The sequence below is a fragment of the Parabacteroides timonensis genome, from assembly GCF_900128505.1.
GTDB lineage: Bacteria > Bacteroidota > Bacteroidia > Bacteroidales > Tannerellaceae > Parabacteroides > Parabacteroides timonensis.
This window is the reverse complement of sequence record NZ_LT669941.1, coordinates 2,619,495-2,633,496: the sequence shown is the minus strand read 5'-3', so window position 1 is coordinate 2,633,496 and position 14,002 is coordinate 2,619,495. Positions and strand designations below refer to the sequence as shown.

10 protein-coding genes are annotated in these 14,002 nt (G+C 46.8%); 1 reads left to right on the top strand and 9 read right to left on the bottom strand.

The features are described 5' to 3' along the window. Nucleotides 1–96 precede the first annotated feature (96 nt). The 9 genes from BQ7394_RS18155 to BQ7394_RS18115 all read right to left on the bottom strand — a co-directional run bounded on the left by BQ7394_RS18155 (nucleotide 97) and on the right by BQ7394_RS18115 (nucleotide 12,889). On the bottom strand, nucleotides 97–2,091 hold the full coding sequence (locus tag BQ7394_RS18155) for a DUF5686 family protein (protein ID WP_087880611.1): 1,995 nt from the start codon (nucleotides 2,089–2,091) through the stop codon (nucleotides 97–99). 158 nt (nucleotides 2,092–2,249) lie between these two features. Further along, nucleotides 2,250–2,573, bottom strand: a complete 324-nt coding sequence (locus tag BQ7394_RS18150) for a helix-turn-helix domain-containing protein (RefSeq protein WP_235848774.1) — start codon at nucleotides 2,571–2,573, stop codon at nucleotides 2,250–2,252. Between the two features lie 213 nt (nucleotides 2,574–2,786). After that, the gene (locus BQ7394_RS18145) at nucleotides 2,787–4,385 is read right to left on the bottom strand and encodes a DUF6850 family outer membrane beta-barrel protein (RefSeq protein WP_075558708.1); all 1,599 of its coding nucleotides are present in this window, start codon (nucleotides 4,383–4,385) and stop codon (nucleotides 2,787–2,789) included. Nucleotides 4,386–4,401: 16 nt separating this feature from the next. After that, on the bottom strand, nucleotides 4,402–5,595 hold the full coding sequence (locus BQ7394_RS18140) for a DUF4876 domain-containing protein (RefSeq protein WP_075558707.1): 1,194 nt from the start codon (nucleotides 5,593–5,595) through the stop codon (nucleotides 4,402–4,404). A gap of 10 nt (nucleotides 5,596–5,605) precedes the next feature. Further along, nucleotides 5,606–8,107 carry a TonB-dependent receptor domain-containing protein gene (locus tag BQ7394_RS18135; RefSeq protein ID WP_075558706.1) on the bottom strand — a complete coding sequence of 834 codons (2,502 nt, stop codon included), beginning with the start codon at nucleotides 8,105–8,107 and terminating at the stop codon, nucleotides 5,606–5,608. Between the two features lie 155 nt (nucleotides 8,108–8,262). Further along, nucleotides 8,263–9,519 (bottom strand): glutamate-5-semialdehyde dehydrogenase, encoded by a 1,257-nt coding sequence (locus BQ7394_RS18130; protein ID WP_075558705.1) that lies wholly within the window; start codon nucleotides 9,517–9,519, stop codon nucleotides 8,263–8,265. A 47-nt stretch (nucleotides 9,520–9,566) separates the two neighbouring features. Then, nucleotides 9,567–10,652 (bottom strand): glutamate 5-kinase, encoded by a 1,086-nt coding sequence (gene proB, locus BQ7394_RS18125; RefSeq protein ID WP_075558704.1) that lies wholly within the window; start codon nucleotides 10,650–10,652, stop codon nucleotides 9,567–9,569. A gap of 14 nt (nucleotides 10,653–10,666) precedes the next feature. Further along, nucleotides 10,667–12,322: an AMP-binding protein gene (locus tag BQ7394_RS18120; protein ID WP_075558703.1), complete on the bottom strand. Its 1,656-nt coding sequence runs from the start codon at nucleotides 12,320–12,322 to the stop codon at nucleotides 10,667–10,669. A gap of 12 nt (nucleotides 12,323–12,334) precedes the next feature. After that, on the bottom strand, nucleotides 12,335–12,889 hold the full coding sequence (locus BQ7394_RS18115; protein ID WP_075558702.1) for a helix-turn-helix domain-containing protein: 555 nt from the start codon (nucleotides 12,887–12,889) through the stop codon (nucleotides 12,335–12,337). A gap of 248 nt (nucleotides 12,890–13,137) precedes the next feature. Between BQ7394_RS18115 and BQ7394_RS18110 the strand changes: the two genes are divergently transcribed. Then, a complete protein-coding gene (locus BQ7394_RS18110; protein ID WP_075558701.1) occupies nucleotides 13,138–13,605 on the top strand; it encodes a helix-turn-helix domain-containing protein in 468 nt (155 codons plus the stop codon). The last annotated feature ends 397 nt before the right edge of the window (nucleotides 13,606–14,002 follow it).

Below are 14,002 nucleotides of genomic sequence, written 5' to 3'. Positions count from 1 at the left end.
GAAGAGATTGATAAGCAATAGAGGAGGTGAAGTTTGAACGATCTGGTACTTTGTTCGGATGATTTGGTATAGGGCGGTATTCAGTTGTCTTTTTCTTTAGTGGAATAGCTCCAGGGTGAACTTCACCCCTATACTGTGGTAGTGCCCCCGTTCGAATCCGGCAAAGATACCTACATTAAACAGGTCGCTGCCCACACCGTATCCCAGCTCGGTGTAGCAGGGAAGATCCGGTGTCCAGAGTTGACTGAAATAGAGGTGTTCGGAAACGACATACCGGACATGTCTGGTTTTTATCAGCTGAAACAGGAGCAACGGACTTTCGAACATCAGGTGACACTGGGCATAGCTGTCGGATATGTTGTAGTGTATGCCTGGCAATTGATAGAATACACCACCGAAGCTATCGTTCCACGACTCGGGAAAATAATGCCGGGTGAAGTACCGGAAGTCCGCGAAATAGAGTGCTTTCCGGTTGAAGTATCCCCCGCCGCTCAGGTGATAGTTGAATCGTTGCGACAGGCCGATACGGATACTTTGGTGCATATCGGCTTCTACCCGTCCGTAATTACCCGCGTTGCGACCTGTCCCGGGGATGGCCTGCACCACCTCGATGGAGAAGGTCGGGTAACGAGAGTAGAGATACTCTTTCCGATAACCATCCATCCAGTAATATTGCCGGGGGGTATACGTCAGACCGACCGCCGGTGTGAAGTCGTGAAAGGCATGCTTATTTTTCTCCGCCGGTATTCTCCGGTGAAAGGAGAGACCGGCAGCCAGTTTCAGCCCGTTTGCCAGCTCGATATTATTCCTGAGCTCTATGTAATAATGCCTGAATTTGTTGTGTAGGTTTTCGGTAGTCAGAAAAGAGCTGTCCTGTAGTTGTTGCCCGATCCGTTGTATCACGCCGGCAGGGTAACTCGGGTTGTCGTTGGCGGCGGTCAGGCTGAGAATACCTTGCCGCTCGGGAAGGTACTCCCAATCCCCCGCCAGTTTGAAGAATAGCTGTCGTCGCTTGAACAGATAACCCAGTTCGGGACGGAAGCGCAGTTGGCGGTCACGGTCGAAGGTCTTGCTGATACGTAATCGTTGATGGTAGGTGAAGCCGTTGTTTCCCGAATACCCCAGCTGGAAAGGGTTGAGCAGGCCCGAGTATTTGACACGAGTGGTTTTGTAGTCGAGGTTCATAGTATTTGTCAGCCGTTCGGTGATTTTCAGGTAAGGAGTGAAGTTGTTGGTGTTGGTCACAGGCTGTTGGGGTGTAAGGTGGTAGACCTGTAATTCATCGGGTGTAAGACCTGTATTGCGTTTGGCCTGCCAGTAAGCCGTATCGTGGATGACAGGTATCGTGTCGGACGACAGGCTGAAGTAGCGTGTCTGGTCAAGCGGTTTCCGCTGAGGTGGTTCGTTGTTCTCCTCTATCCAGGTGACCGATTTGTAACGGTAAGTCGCATGGTAGTAGTTTGCCAGCTTGTTACCCACTGCGTGGAAACGGACTTTCAGGTTCGCTTCTTCCGGTAGGAGGAAGTAGCGACGGTCACGGTTGAAACGCATCCGGAGGGTGAACTCCGAGAGGGTGGAGTGTCCGTTCATCTCCGCCCGGTCTATTGTCCAGCTTCCGTCTACGATGTAGAGATGTCCGTCCAGCAGTTTCTGACTCCACTGCTTCGGGGTGAAACGAATGGTATAAATGCGGATGCCAGCCGTATCCTCCACATTCTCCAGGCTGAAGTTGTAGTAACGGAAAGCTTCCCGGGCAACAGGCATGATGATCCCTTTATTATAAATGGTAGGCGAGTAAATGTTCATGTTGATGAACGACAGTACTTCCTTTTGTTTGGCAGTTCTGACCGGACGGTTACTGTTCATCGCCTCGATATTATGACGGTAATTATTGGGAGCATCGTACCGGAAGTTGCTCACCATTTCGAAAACTGTCTCTTTTGGGTTAGATTCGACCGGAAAGATCAGGTTGGAAAAGTGGATAAGGATATTCTTTTTTTGTACCGCTGTGTACCCTTTCACATATACTTCGGTTTCATAGGATGCCACCGCATTTCCGTAAGCGGTGGCATTGGCTATTACGAGATGCATAACGGAATCGGCACGTTTACTTTCTCTTATCTGTTTGGCCTGCGACGGTAGGGTAAGGAGGAGCAGACTACAATATATAGATATTCGGAGAAGAGTGCGTGGTGAAAAGAAACATATAAAAAGCAACAGGAAATGATATGTATACAATGTAGTATAAATTATAAATGATTTGGGGTCGTTCTTTCTTCTTGCATTTTGAGATATTCTCTAGGTGTCAGTCCGGTAACAAGATGAAATTGGCGATAAAAGGACGTTCGGGAGGTAAATCCTGACTTTGGATATAGTTCGTCAATACTTTTATCAGGGGTACAACGAATTGTTTCCAACAGGTGGTTTACCCGGTAAGTTGCTAGCCATTTATTGAAATTCATCTGCGATTGGCTATTCAGAGTCGTTGAGAGGAGCGTGCGGTTTGTTCCGATAAGACGTACCAGTTTCCTTAAGGTCAACCCAGGGTCGAGGTATGGCTTTTCATTTTCCATAACATTTAATATATGTGCATACAAGCGTTGCATCACAAAGAGTGAATTCGTCTTTTTGTCCATAGTTTATTAAGTGCTTATCAATGTATCATACAAATTTCACTCTTCAAAGGTATGAACACCCGAAGCAAGTTTCCTAAGGTGTCTGTGAGATACGGACGATATGGAACTAATTATGAACGATGTGGTACTTCTGTGCCGGGAGGGGAAGTGTCAGATCCAGACGATAAGCGAAAAAGTAATGCCTCCACCAGTTTTATCCGTCCGGTAATTGGTTTTATTTCGGATGATCTGTTCAATCTCCGCCTGTATGCGTAATCCTCCGTCTGTTTTGTCTATCAGTGGGCGACGGTATTCCATTAACATACCTAGTTGTAAACGTGTAGCGGTGAGGGCGGCGAAACGGGAACTGACACGTTCGTAATTGCGGAGGGTTCCCATTTCAACTTCGGCTTTATTTTCTTCTCGGGTGATGTGTTCTTCTGTACCGTAGCCTGTCTGTAAGGATACGGATGGGCGTACCATCAGATGTCTTGCATGCGGTAGGTCGAGATGGCGGAGGAAGGCTGTTTCGATCCGGATGGTGCCGGTAAGTTGGGCGATCGTGTAAGGATAACTGTAATATTTGTCACGGAGATCCATCAGGGAGGCTGTCAGTTGCCAGGCGCGGGAAGGACCGTCCGGAGTGTAATCGTGTGCCAGTTCATAACCGACCGATACTTTTGCCGTATGGCGTGCGGCGAAACGAAGCAGGGTCGATGATTGCAGGATACGATCGGATCGGGTACGTTGCAGGGAAAGAGCAGGGGTAAGGAGATGAACCCATCGTCCGTGAGGTATCGCCAGTCTGCTGTGGTAACCGAATGTAATGGCCTGCTCTTTCCAACCGTACAGGAAGGACGTATAATCAGGACTTATACTGCGGCATTCATATCCGGCATTCAGCTCGTTGAACCATTTCCGATTGGCTTGTATCCATTCCGCTTGTAAAGCAGCTTGCCCTCCATTGGTTATGCTGCGATATTGACCTGTGCTCTTTGTAGAACTTCCGGATGTTCCCTTGGTTCCGAAACTGAATTCTGTCATAGGAATGAAATAACCCGACGGGAAAGTGTAGAGGCGTTTATTGTTGTCACTACCGGAGCTGAATGATTCTGTCCGGTGTTCAAAAGAGGCTGAAAGACCGGTACGGATGGATTGCACGGTATAGATCAGGCCGATCGAGAAGGTGGTTATATATGCATTGCCGCTGTATCGTCCTTCCGGTGAGGCATCTTTGTTCTTGGTTGCAGTGTAGGCACCGCTCAGCCCAGCCAGGAGTCGGGAGGAGAAGGCATAAGCTGCCTTTCCGTAGATGCTGTATTGCTCGAAGTGGTGTGGAACACTCAAGGAGTCGCCTGCCGTAACCAAGCTGCCGGGGTATACGAGGTAGTTCCAGCTTTGTCCTTTCAGGCGATCTTGTTGCCAACCCATACCTCCACAGAGTTGTAACTTGCCTAATCGTTTGTAACCTTCTGCCGTTCCACCGTATTGCATGGTCTTGTTTGGTTGATCGACAGCTGCAAGTACATGATGTCGATTGCTGTATATGATCCGGGTTTCCAACAAACTGTCGATGGGTGTATACTGGATTCCTGCCGGGTTGAGAGAGCTTTCCCAGGAGTTGAAATGTTTGCGGTAGCTGATGCCTGTGCAAGTAATTTCAGATAATTCAGATTGTTCGGTCGAATTGTCCTGTCCTCTTGCCGTAAATAGTGAGGCTATAGTAAGCAGGCAATAAAATAGTAGTTTATGTAGTTGTCTGGTCGTCATCGTAAAAAGTTGTTACTTAGTTTGTACCGGAATTGTCTTTCATACTTGGTTGTTGCCGACTGAAGTCACGAGAGGTTCCTCTTCCCGTTTCCCAAACGGTACGGTTTCCCTCTTTCCGGTGCTCTCTTCGCCAGGCAAAACCGCTACCGGTAGGGCCGGCCAAGCCGGGGGACGGGTCCATCGTGAGGGGGATACGACTGTTGGCTGTCTGTACCGCAGAGGTGACGAAGTTGGCGACATCGATTACCCATTCGGCTGGGATATATAAATATTGTAACTTGGAGGTAGTCTCCGGCTCAGTTCCTATGTGACTGTTGTCGGCAACCCAGGCGGTCATATCACTTTGGGGCAGGAAGAGCAGTACGGTCGGACCACTGACTGTCAGGGCATATACTTTTGCACTGCCATGCCAGACTAGATTCAGAGGGCGTACACCGGCGGTGATTTGGCTCGAGGTCAAGGCTGCGTTCCAAAAGGCCCATTCTACATGCGAGAGATTCAGTGATGCGGCAACACCTGCCGGACCGGAAGTATGGTCGACTGCATTTGTAGCGATAATTTGTCGCTGACCGGGTTCGAGCGGATTGTCGGTACCGTTGCCGGGGAACTGCCAGCACATCATCGCGAGAGGAATCTCCTTCATGTCAGTCAATTGCATCCAGCTTGACGGTTTTGCTGTCGTGTAAGGAGCGGCCTGAGCGATACAGAGGCCATCGAGGTAAACGGTCTGGTCGGAGTTATTTGCAATCGCCAGATACTGATCGGAAGTATAATGGGTTTTATCGTCAATTCGCATACAACCGCTGAAATAGAGTTCTTCTATCACCAGCTGTGGGGCGGTAGTCTGAGAAACTGGTAGTTCCAGATATAGATCCTGGTTTCCAGGCTCTACCGTGAGACTTGCCAATCCTCCACTGAGGTTATAGGTAGTCATGCCTTTTGTCAATCGGTGGGAGAAACTGACGGAACAGATTCCCGGAGAGATCTTAATATCTGCTTTCCCGTCAATGTCGGTCGCTTGCGTGTATGAGTTGCCGATGGTTTGGTTTTTTATGACGATCGGGATATTATTGAGCGGAAATTCCGGAGTATTGTCCGTTATCACGAGGCGGATGTGTATGACCCGGCTATCGAAAGGGACTTCCGAACATCCTGCTGTAAGTAGTAGGAAAAGCAGGCATAGTTTTATGTATTTGAGTTGTGTTATCATATCTCTATATTTATAGTTTTATTTGCATTTCCAATCCGAAGAAAGGAGAAGGATTTTGGCGCAGATAATTTCCCGTGCTAGCAACGAGGCGCACCGGGCGCATATCCCCAAGGTTGTTGGAGAAGAAAGACAGGGTGACATAGCGGCTGAACTCTTTGCTGACACGGAGGTTGATCAAACCGTAGGGTTTGTATGTATCCTGTAAAAAATCATTGGGATTACCGATTATGAGTAATTTAGAGAAATCGGGATCGGCTTTCTCTGTTTCGGTGAACGGGTGGCGGATACCGTCCGCTCCGCACCAGTAGACGGGCCAGATTTCTGTTTCGTTTCCATCGTTGTAGTACCATCGGGAACGTTGCATCCAAACCATTTGCAGGGTAAGTGTCGTCACCAGCCCAATACGGGGTATGCGGGTAATGAAACGGCAATTGGTGCTGAGTTGCTCAGTGATCAACTTATTACCTCTGGAGTTGTATCCTTTATCATAATAGCCGACATATGCATAACTTTCTCCGTTAATCTCGCCTGATTCGGTATGGGCCGTCAATAGGTCGGTTTTGTTGCTGATACGGAGCCATTGCGCGTCTATAACCAGAGAGGTAAGCAGGGGATGGAACGTACCGAAGTCGGCGGTCATTTCGACACCATGCTTGGTTGTTGTCTCTGCATTTACTGGGGTGCTGACGGCTGTAAAGCTGTGTCGGTTCCGGTAGGGAACCGGTTGCCCGTTTACCCATACCTGCCCGTTACGGTATTCGGGATGAAGTCCTGTTTCGCTTTGGTATTCATACGCCCGGTACGTATAAGGTCGGTAATCGGTCATAAAGGTGAAACCTCCTGTTTTCCGCTCATAGAAACCTGTCAGGTCGAGATTTACCAGGGGAGATCCGAGAATGAAACCGGTCTCGAATTTCCGGTTGATCGTGGGGCGGAGACTGGTGTTTTTTCTATCATCCGATACATGGGTATAGACAATGGCGAGTGAGTTGCCTTCCTCTGGATCGTTATAGTAAAAACTTGTACGGTCGTTGTAAACCGGCGAGGGATAGAGCATTTCGTTGGTTGGCATATATCCCATCAGTCCGGCGCCCCCTTTCAGTCGTAGTTGGTAGCGGGATGAAGAAAAGGCTGTCCACGATAGGTTGAGGCGGGGTTCGACACTTCCCAGCCAGCCGTAATCCTTGCACCCGAGGCCGTGGTAACGTATTCCGGCCTGTACCGTTGCATAAGGTCCGTGGAAGACTGCTTCAGCAAAAGCCGCACCGCTATGCAAGAAAGGTATTTCTTTATAGGAACGGGGACGGGGGGAGTCGCTCGGCGGGCGTTCGAAGTCGAATTGTAATCCGTTACCTCGGTTACCTTCGCTGCGCCAAGTGATTCCGGTGCTTAGCTCTATCCGGCTTCCGGATGAAGGCAAAGGACGTTGTGTGATGGCATGTATTTCCATTTCGGTATAGACCGGTAGCCCTTCGCGTAGTTCGCGACAGATGTAACGGGCAGGCAATACCTGTGCTACGCTTTCACCAGTGACGGTCGAGTGGGTGTAGACTTGCTGGGCAAACGGTACGTAATATTTGTCCTCCACCGTTTTAGAGGCAGAGAAGTCGGCACGGAATGAAAGACTTTCGAGTAATGGTTTACCGGGTTTCCATTCTCCGTTGAAGGTCAACCGGTGGTTTTGCAATTTTTGTCGGATATGGTTTTCTTCGCTGGCATAGCTTTTTAGATTACCTATTCTTACGTAATAATCGAATCGTGCTGTTAGCGGATGACCTCCCGGTTGCCAGTGGTAGGTATTAGCCAAACGAAGCCCTCCGGTGTGGAAATTACCTTGTGCAGTATAGTCGGCCAGCAGGTTCAACGTGTGTCCGGGAGGAGAAATGACGAAGCCTTTTCCTGCTGTGTATTGCTTCATGTTTGGGTTGTAGCGTATACCGGCAGTAAGAGGCATTTTACCACTACGGGTTTTTAGCAACAACATTCCATTGGTGAGATTTCCGTAACGGGCCGAGGGAATACCACGGACAACCTCTGCCTGCTCTACTTCATTCATGGAAAGGAAACGGGTATCTGCACCGCTGAACGGATTTCCAATGTCCGTATTGCTATGTAGTGGTGAACCGTCAAGCACGATCTGTACCTGTTCAGCATCCTGAGGGTACAGGTTATTCAGTCCATTGTTCAGTGTAATTTCCCTGATTGCAAAGTATTGAGGTTGACCAAAAGAAGAATTGATCGTCAGTCCTCCCGGTAGGAGCTGCATCAGGTCAGCGACGCTGAAAGGTTGTACATGTTCTATGGCAGAGGAAGGCAACAACGACACACTTCCCACTCCTTTCCCTTCAATGGCGGTCACTACAACGTCAGGTAGGTGGAAAGAGAGTGTGTCGACTGGTTGTGACAGACGAGATTCCTCACTATATCCCGGCGTATAAGAAATAAGTAATAATAAACCGGACAAGACGAACCGGTAGAATATCATGTGGGATGTTTGCATATAATAATCCATATCTTTACTAGTGCCTCGGGATAGCAAATATATGGATAGAAATTGAGATATGATGTTAGTCGTAAGATAAAAGTAAATCTCCCTTAGCTGGAAGAGGAAATAGTCCGGGTAAGGGAGAAGTTGTCGTATTGATCTGAGGAAAGGTGTTTCTAGGTTCAGGATTTCCTTATCTGTCCGTCTCCTTCGATAATATACTTATAGGTAGTCAATTCCGGTAAAGCCATCGGTCCGCGGGCATGTAACTTCTGCGTACTGATACCGATCTCTGCCCCGAAACCGAACTGTGCGCCGTCAGTGAAAGCGGTCGATACGTTGGCATAGACGCAGGCTGCATCTACCTGTTGCTGGAACAGGCGGATAGCTTCGGATGACTCGCTGACGATGCTTTCGCTATGTTTAGAACTGTAACGGGCGATATGTTCCAGTGCTTCTTCGAGCGATGCTACGGTACGGATACTCATTTTGTAGTCGAGGAACTCGGTACCGAAGCTGTCTTCGTTGGCTGGTTGCAACAGTGCTGACGGGTATTGTCCCGACAAAGCGGTGAAAGCCTGTTCATCTGCATAAATGATGACATCGCTCTCTTTCAGTTTATCGCAGATAAAAGGAAGATCATCGAGCCGTTCCTGATGGATGATCAGACAATCCAATGCATTGCAAACGCTTACCCGCCGGGTTTTGGCGTTATTTACGATGGCTTGCCCCTTTTCTTTATCTCCGTCCTTGTCAAAATAGGTATGACAGATACCGGCTCCTGTTTCGATAACCGGCACGCGGGCATTGTCGCGTACGAAATTGATCAGCGAACTGCTGCCGCGGGGAATGATTAGGTCTACCAAGCCGACAGCATTCAATAATTCCGTAGTCGCTTCCCGTTCGGGAGGCAATAAAGTACAAACGGTCGGGTTGATACCGTGGCGTTCCAACACGGAATGGATGATAGCAACCAGTGCATGATTGGAGTCGTTGGCATCCGAACCACCTTTTAGTACACAGGCGTTTGCGCTTTTGAAACATAAAGAGAATACATCGAAAGTGACGTTCGGACGTGCTTCGTAGATAACGCCTATCACTCCGAAAGGTACCGATACTTTACGGATCACCATGCCGTTCGGACGGGTAGCTTCACTGATAACCTTACCGAGCGGGGAGGGGAGCGAGGCTACATTTCGCATGTCTCCGGCAATGCCGGCCAGACGGTCGGCTGTCAATTTCAGACGGTCGTATTTGGGGTTGGCCCGGTCCATACGGGCCAGGTCTTTCTCGTTGGCTGTAAGAACTTCTGCCTGCCTGTTTATCAGCTCGTCTGCTGTATCAGTCAGTATACGGTTTATCGCTTCGTCACTTAACGTGATAAGTTGACGGGATGCTGTAACGCTCTGCTTTAATAGCTTTGTTATATTTGTTGACATATTATTTCCTGATACTATCTTTTCCCATGATTAAACATACCTATTAATTAATCCAGATATAAGTAATCGTAGTGAACAAGCGGTTTCAAATCACGTTGGCCGATCAGACCGATAGCTTCCCGGCTATCGTATCCGGCACACCCGACACCGATCTGTATGCCTGTTTCATTGATGATCTTTACAATATCATTCTTCTCGAAGTCTCCGATGATAGCGGTGACACCTACCAGTAACAGGCTAGTGGCTTTGCTGCCGGTCAGGGCTTCTTCTGTTCCCTGATTGATATGTATCTCTCCTTTGGCAAAGCCTTCGGAGTGGGCGATCCATTTCTTAACACTGCTGACAGGTTTGGCAGCCGGTATAAAACGTGTGCATACTGTCTGACTACCTTTGGCCAGTAACGCAGGCAGGATATTCTCCTTTTTGCCGTTTGCAATGATCACAGTGATACCTTCGTCAGCCACTTTCTGTGCAATAGTACATTTGGTCAGCATGCCACCACGTCCGAAAGAGGACTTGCTGGTCTGTACATATTCTGAAAGATCCTGTTTGCCGCCGTCAATTTCCCGGATGACCGTTGCTGCCGGATCTGCCGGATTGCCATTGTAGATACCGTCGATATTACTCAGGATAATAAGCGCATCCATCCCCATCATAGTAGCGATCAGGCCGGACAACTCGTCATTATCGGTAAACATCAGTTCTGTAACGGATATTGTATCGTTTTCGTTTACAATGGGTATCACTTTATTGTCAAGCATTACTTCCATGCAATGTTTCTGGTTGAGGTAATGCGTGCGGCTGCCAAAGTTCTCCTTTGTCGTGAGAACCTGGCCGCAAGCGATCTTATGTTCGCGGAATAACTCGAAGTAACGGTTGATCAATTTGGCCTGTCCTACTGCTGAATAGAGTTGGCGGGCAGAGACGGCATCGAGCTTCTTTCCGGGTTTCACTTCGCTTCTTCCGGAGGCTACTGCTCCGGAAGAGATCAAAACCACTTCTACCCCGTGTCGATGCAATTCCGCAACCTGATCGACTAATGCCGACATGCGCGTGACATCGAGGGAGCCGTCTTTTCTTGTCAGTACGTTACTTCCTATCTTTACTGCTATCCGTGTAAACTGATATGTCATTTTCGTGTAATCTTCTATTTCTTATCTTTATCCCTGATTTCCACACGACGGATCTTTCCGCTGATGGTTTTAGGCAATTCTTCGACAAATTCAACTACACGGGGATATTTATACGGAGCTGTAACACGTTTTACATGATCCTGTAACTCTTTGATCAATGCTTCGCCTGCCTTGTCCTTGTAATCCTTCGCCAGTACAATCGTCGCTTTTACCACCTGTCCGCGAATTTCGTCGGGTACACCTGTAATCGCACATTCGACAACAGCCGGGTGTGTCATCAATGCGCTTTCCACTTCGAACGGGCCGATGCGGTAACCGGAACTTTTGATCACATCGTCAGCACGACCGACAAACCACAGATAACCGTCTTCATCACGCCAAGCAACGTCGCCTGTATAGTACATGCCATCATGCCAGGCTTCGTGAGTCAGTTCGGCATCGCGGTAATATTCTTTGAACAGACCGATCGGTTTGCCCTGGGTCGTATGAATAACGATTTGTCCCTGCTCGCCGTCTTCTGCGCGACTTCCGTCCGGTCGGATCAGATCTACATCATATTGTGGGTTAGGTACACCCATAGAACCGGGTTTCGGTTCCATCCATGGGAATGTAGCAACTGTCAGTGTCGTTTCCGTCTGACCGAATCCTTCCATCAATTTGATGCCTGTCAGTTTATAGAATGCTTCAAATACGGCAGGGTTCAGTGCTTCACCGGCAATCGTACAATATTGCAGGGAAGACAGATCGTACTTCGTCATGTCTTCGCGGATCAGAAAGCGGAAGATCGTAGGAGGTGCACACAAAGAGGTGATCTTGTAATCCTGGATCATCTGCAACATATCGGCAGGAGTGAACTTCTCATGATCGTAAACGAATACGGTCGCTCCGGCAATCCATTGTCCGTATAGTTTTCCCCAAACAGCTTTTCCCCAACCGGTATCGGCGATAGTCAGATGGAGGCTGTCACGATGCAGGTTGTGCCAGAAACTACCGGTTACGATATGTCCCAGCGGATAAGTGAAATCGTGTGCTACCATTTTCGGATTACCTGTCGTTCCGGATGTAAAATACATCAATGAAATATCATCATTACTGTTCGGATGAGACGGGCGAACGAATGGTGCAGCATTCTCGATCCCTTTATGGAAATCTTCGAAACCTTCCGGTATTTCCGGACCTACGGAAACTAATTTCTCAATAGTCGGAGATTCCGGCAGTGCATCGATAATATGTTTGGTGATAATATCTTCGCCGGCACAAACGATCATTTTTATATCGGCTGCGTTATTGCGATAGATAATATCTTTTTTTGTTAACAAGTGAGTGGCCGGGATAACGACTGCTCCGAGTTTGTGTAATGCAATGATAGAGAACCAAAATTCGTAACGGCGTTTCAAGATCAGCATGACCATATCGCCATGTCCGATGCCTAAAGATTGAAAATAAGCAGCCGTCTGATCTGTATATTTTTTCAGGTCAGCGAAAGTGAAATCAATATGTTCGCCTTGGTCATTTGTCCAGCACAAAGCTTTTTTGTCAGGCTCTTCTGCGGCCCATGCATCTACAACGTCATATCCGAAGTTGAAATTTTCGGGTACTTTTATTTTGAAGTTATTTATAAAATCTTCCTGCGACGAAAAGCTCGTCTGATCTAAGAATCTTTCTAACATGACTTTTTGTATTTATAAAATGATAGCCAGGAAACTGACTTTTTCTCCGTCCAACGCTTTCATACCATGAGGCAGTTCGGAATTAAAATAGATACTGTCTCCTTCTTCCAAAATCAAATCTTTGTTATTAATCTGCAGGAGCATGCGGCCCTTTAATACCAGATTATATTCCTGTCCGGGATGCGAATTCAGATAGATAGGCTCATTTTCCGGTTTCGGATGAACGGTAACCATGAACGGGTCGGCTTTACGTCCGGCAAATCCGGCGGCCAGCGATTGGTATTTGTAGGCCTTGGTACGTTCAACAGCGATACCTTTTCCTTTGCGGGTAATAAAATAAGAACTCATTTTAGGTTCGTCACCAAACATCAAGGTAGTAAGTTCCACCCCGTATGCCTGTGAAATCTGATGTAAAAGGCTGACTGAAATATCGACTGTACCGCTTTCCAGTTCCAGGTATTGTTCTGTGGTCAGGTTACAGACCTTGGCGATCTCTTCAGGAGTAATCTCCAGTGCGTCCCGCAATCCCGCCAGACGCTCAGCTATCTGTTTTATCTGTTCGTTCATCTCCGTAGATTATTAATATATTTATGTTGCCCCAAAGTTATAAATAAAAAGCAAAATGACTACGGAAATATGGGATAGAATGATATTTAGATATTTTCTTTGGAAATAAAGATGTTAAATATTATATTTGTTTTAGTCTAGGGCTTGAATTTGTTATCGCCGAATCTAAATCTAATATAAATATGTAGTGTTTATCATAAGCTATACTGAGTTGGCCCTTAAAATTTTCAGATTAACATAATGAGCGTATGAATGAAAAGATAGAATTTAGTTTTTGGGGAATTGAAGTCTCAGATAACTATTTTTGTATACTAATATTGAACTGGAATATACCACAAAATGTAGTAGTTAAGCCTTCTGGCAAGGCAGAATATGTAGAAATATATAATAAGATTCATCGATATGTGGTGACAGAAAAGCATTTTCTGGATAAAGATATAAATATAGATATCATTGTTCGTCAATGTAATGTTAAGAAGAAGTCATTGAATAAAATTCTTCGGCTAAAAGATGATGTAGCTTTTCATGGATACATAAATAGACAGCGTGTTATTTATGCATCCACTCTTTTATTGGATCCTTCTAACAAGTTGATTGAAGTCATAGCTTCAGAAGCCAGCTTTAATAATTCCCGGACATTCGTGCGTAATTTCAAAGTCGTGTATAATATGACTCCGAGTGAATACCGTCGTCGTAACGGGTTAAAGAAAGCCTGATTCGATCGGTAAATTGTTCCGGGAACGGACAAAAACGATTTTGTCTTAAAGATGAATGATTTTGTCTTCTGTACGCCTTGTTTTTTCTTGGCTGATGTCTTTTTTTGTTCTTTATTTGCGTCAGAGAAAGAGATGAAGCGAAAAAGATGACATAACGCATCTTAAATAGATAGGCATACCTTATCTATGAAGAAAGAAAGAAGAAGTGATTCTTCTTTCAGGTAGTCTGATAAAGACGTTTGTCGGACTACCTTTTCTAAGAAAGTGGAGCCTATGGAAAGGTTTGCGTTTTGATGATGGTTGATCAACTGGTTTTTGTACATTTTTCATGATTATTTTGGTTAAATCAAGAAAATCCCGGCTTGTGAAAGTCGGGATTTTTATGTACAAAAAAAGG

Bases quoted from the DNA above. Each gene is read 5' to 3' on its own strand.
- proB (WP_075558704.1), bottom strand. From the start codon at position 10,652: ATGACATATCAGTTTACACGGATAGCAGTAAAGATAGGAAGTAACGTA.
- BQ7394_RS18155 (WP_087880611.1), bottom strand. From the start codon at position 2,091: ATGCATCTCGTAATAGCCAATGCCACCGCTTACGGAAATGCGGTGGCA.
- BQ7394_RS18140 (WP_075558707.1), bottom strand. From the start codon at position 5,595: ATGATAACACAACTCAAATACATAAAACTATGCCTGCTTTTCCTACTA.
- BQ7394_RS18150 (WP_235848774.1), bottom strand. From the start codon at position 2,573: ATGGAAAATGAAAAGCCATACCTCGACCCTGGGTTGACCTTAAGGAAA.
- BQ7394_RS18110 (WP_075558701.1), top strand. From the start codon at position 13,138: ATGAATGAAAAGATAGAATTTAGTTTTTGGGGAATTGAAGTCTCAGAT.
- BQ7394_RS18130 (WP_075558705.1), bottom strand. From the start codon at position 9,519: ATGTCAACAAATATAACAAAGCTATTAAAGCAGAGCGTTACAGCATCC.
- BQ7394_RS18145 (WP_075558708.1), bottom strand. From the start codon at position 4,385: ATGACGACCAGACAACTACATAAACTACTATTTTATTGCCTGCTTACT.
- BQ7394_RS18120 (WP_075558703.1), bottom strand. From the start codon at position 12,322: ATGTTAGAAAGATTCTTAGATCAGACGAGCTTTTCGTCGCAGGAAGAT.
- BQ7394_RS18135 (WP_075558706.1), bottom strand. From the start codon at position 8,107: ATGGATTATTATATGCAAACATCCCACATGATATTCTACCGGTTCGTC.
- BQ7394_RS18115 (WP_075558702.1), bottom strand. From the start codon at position 12,889: ATGAACGAACAGATAAAACAGATAGCTGAGCGTCTGGCGGGATTGCGG.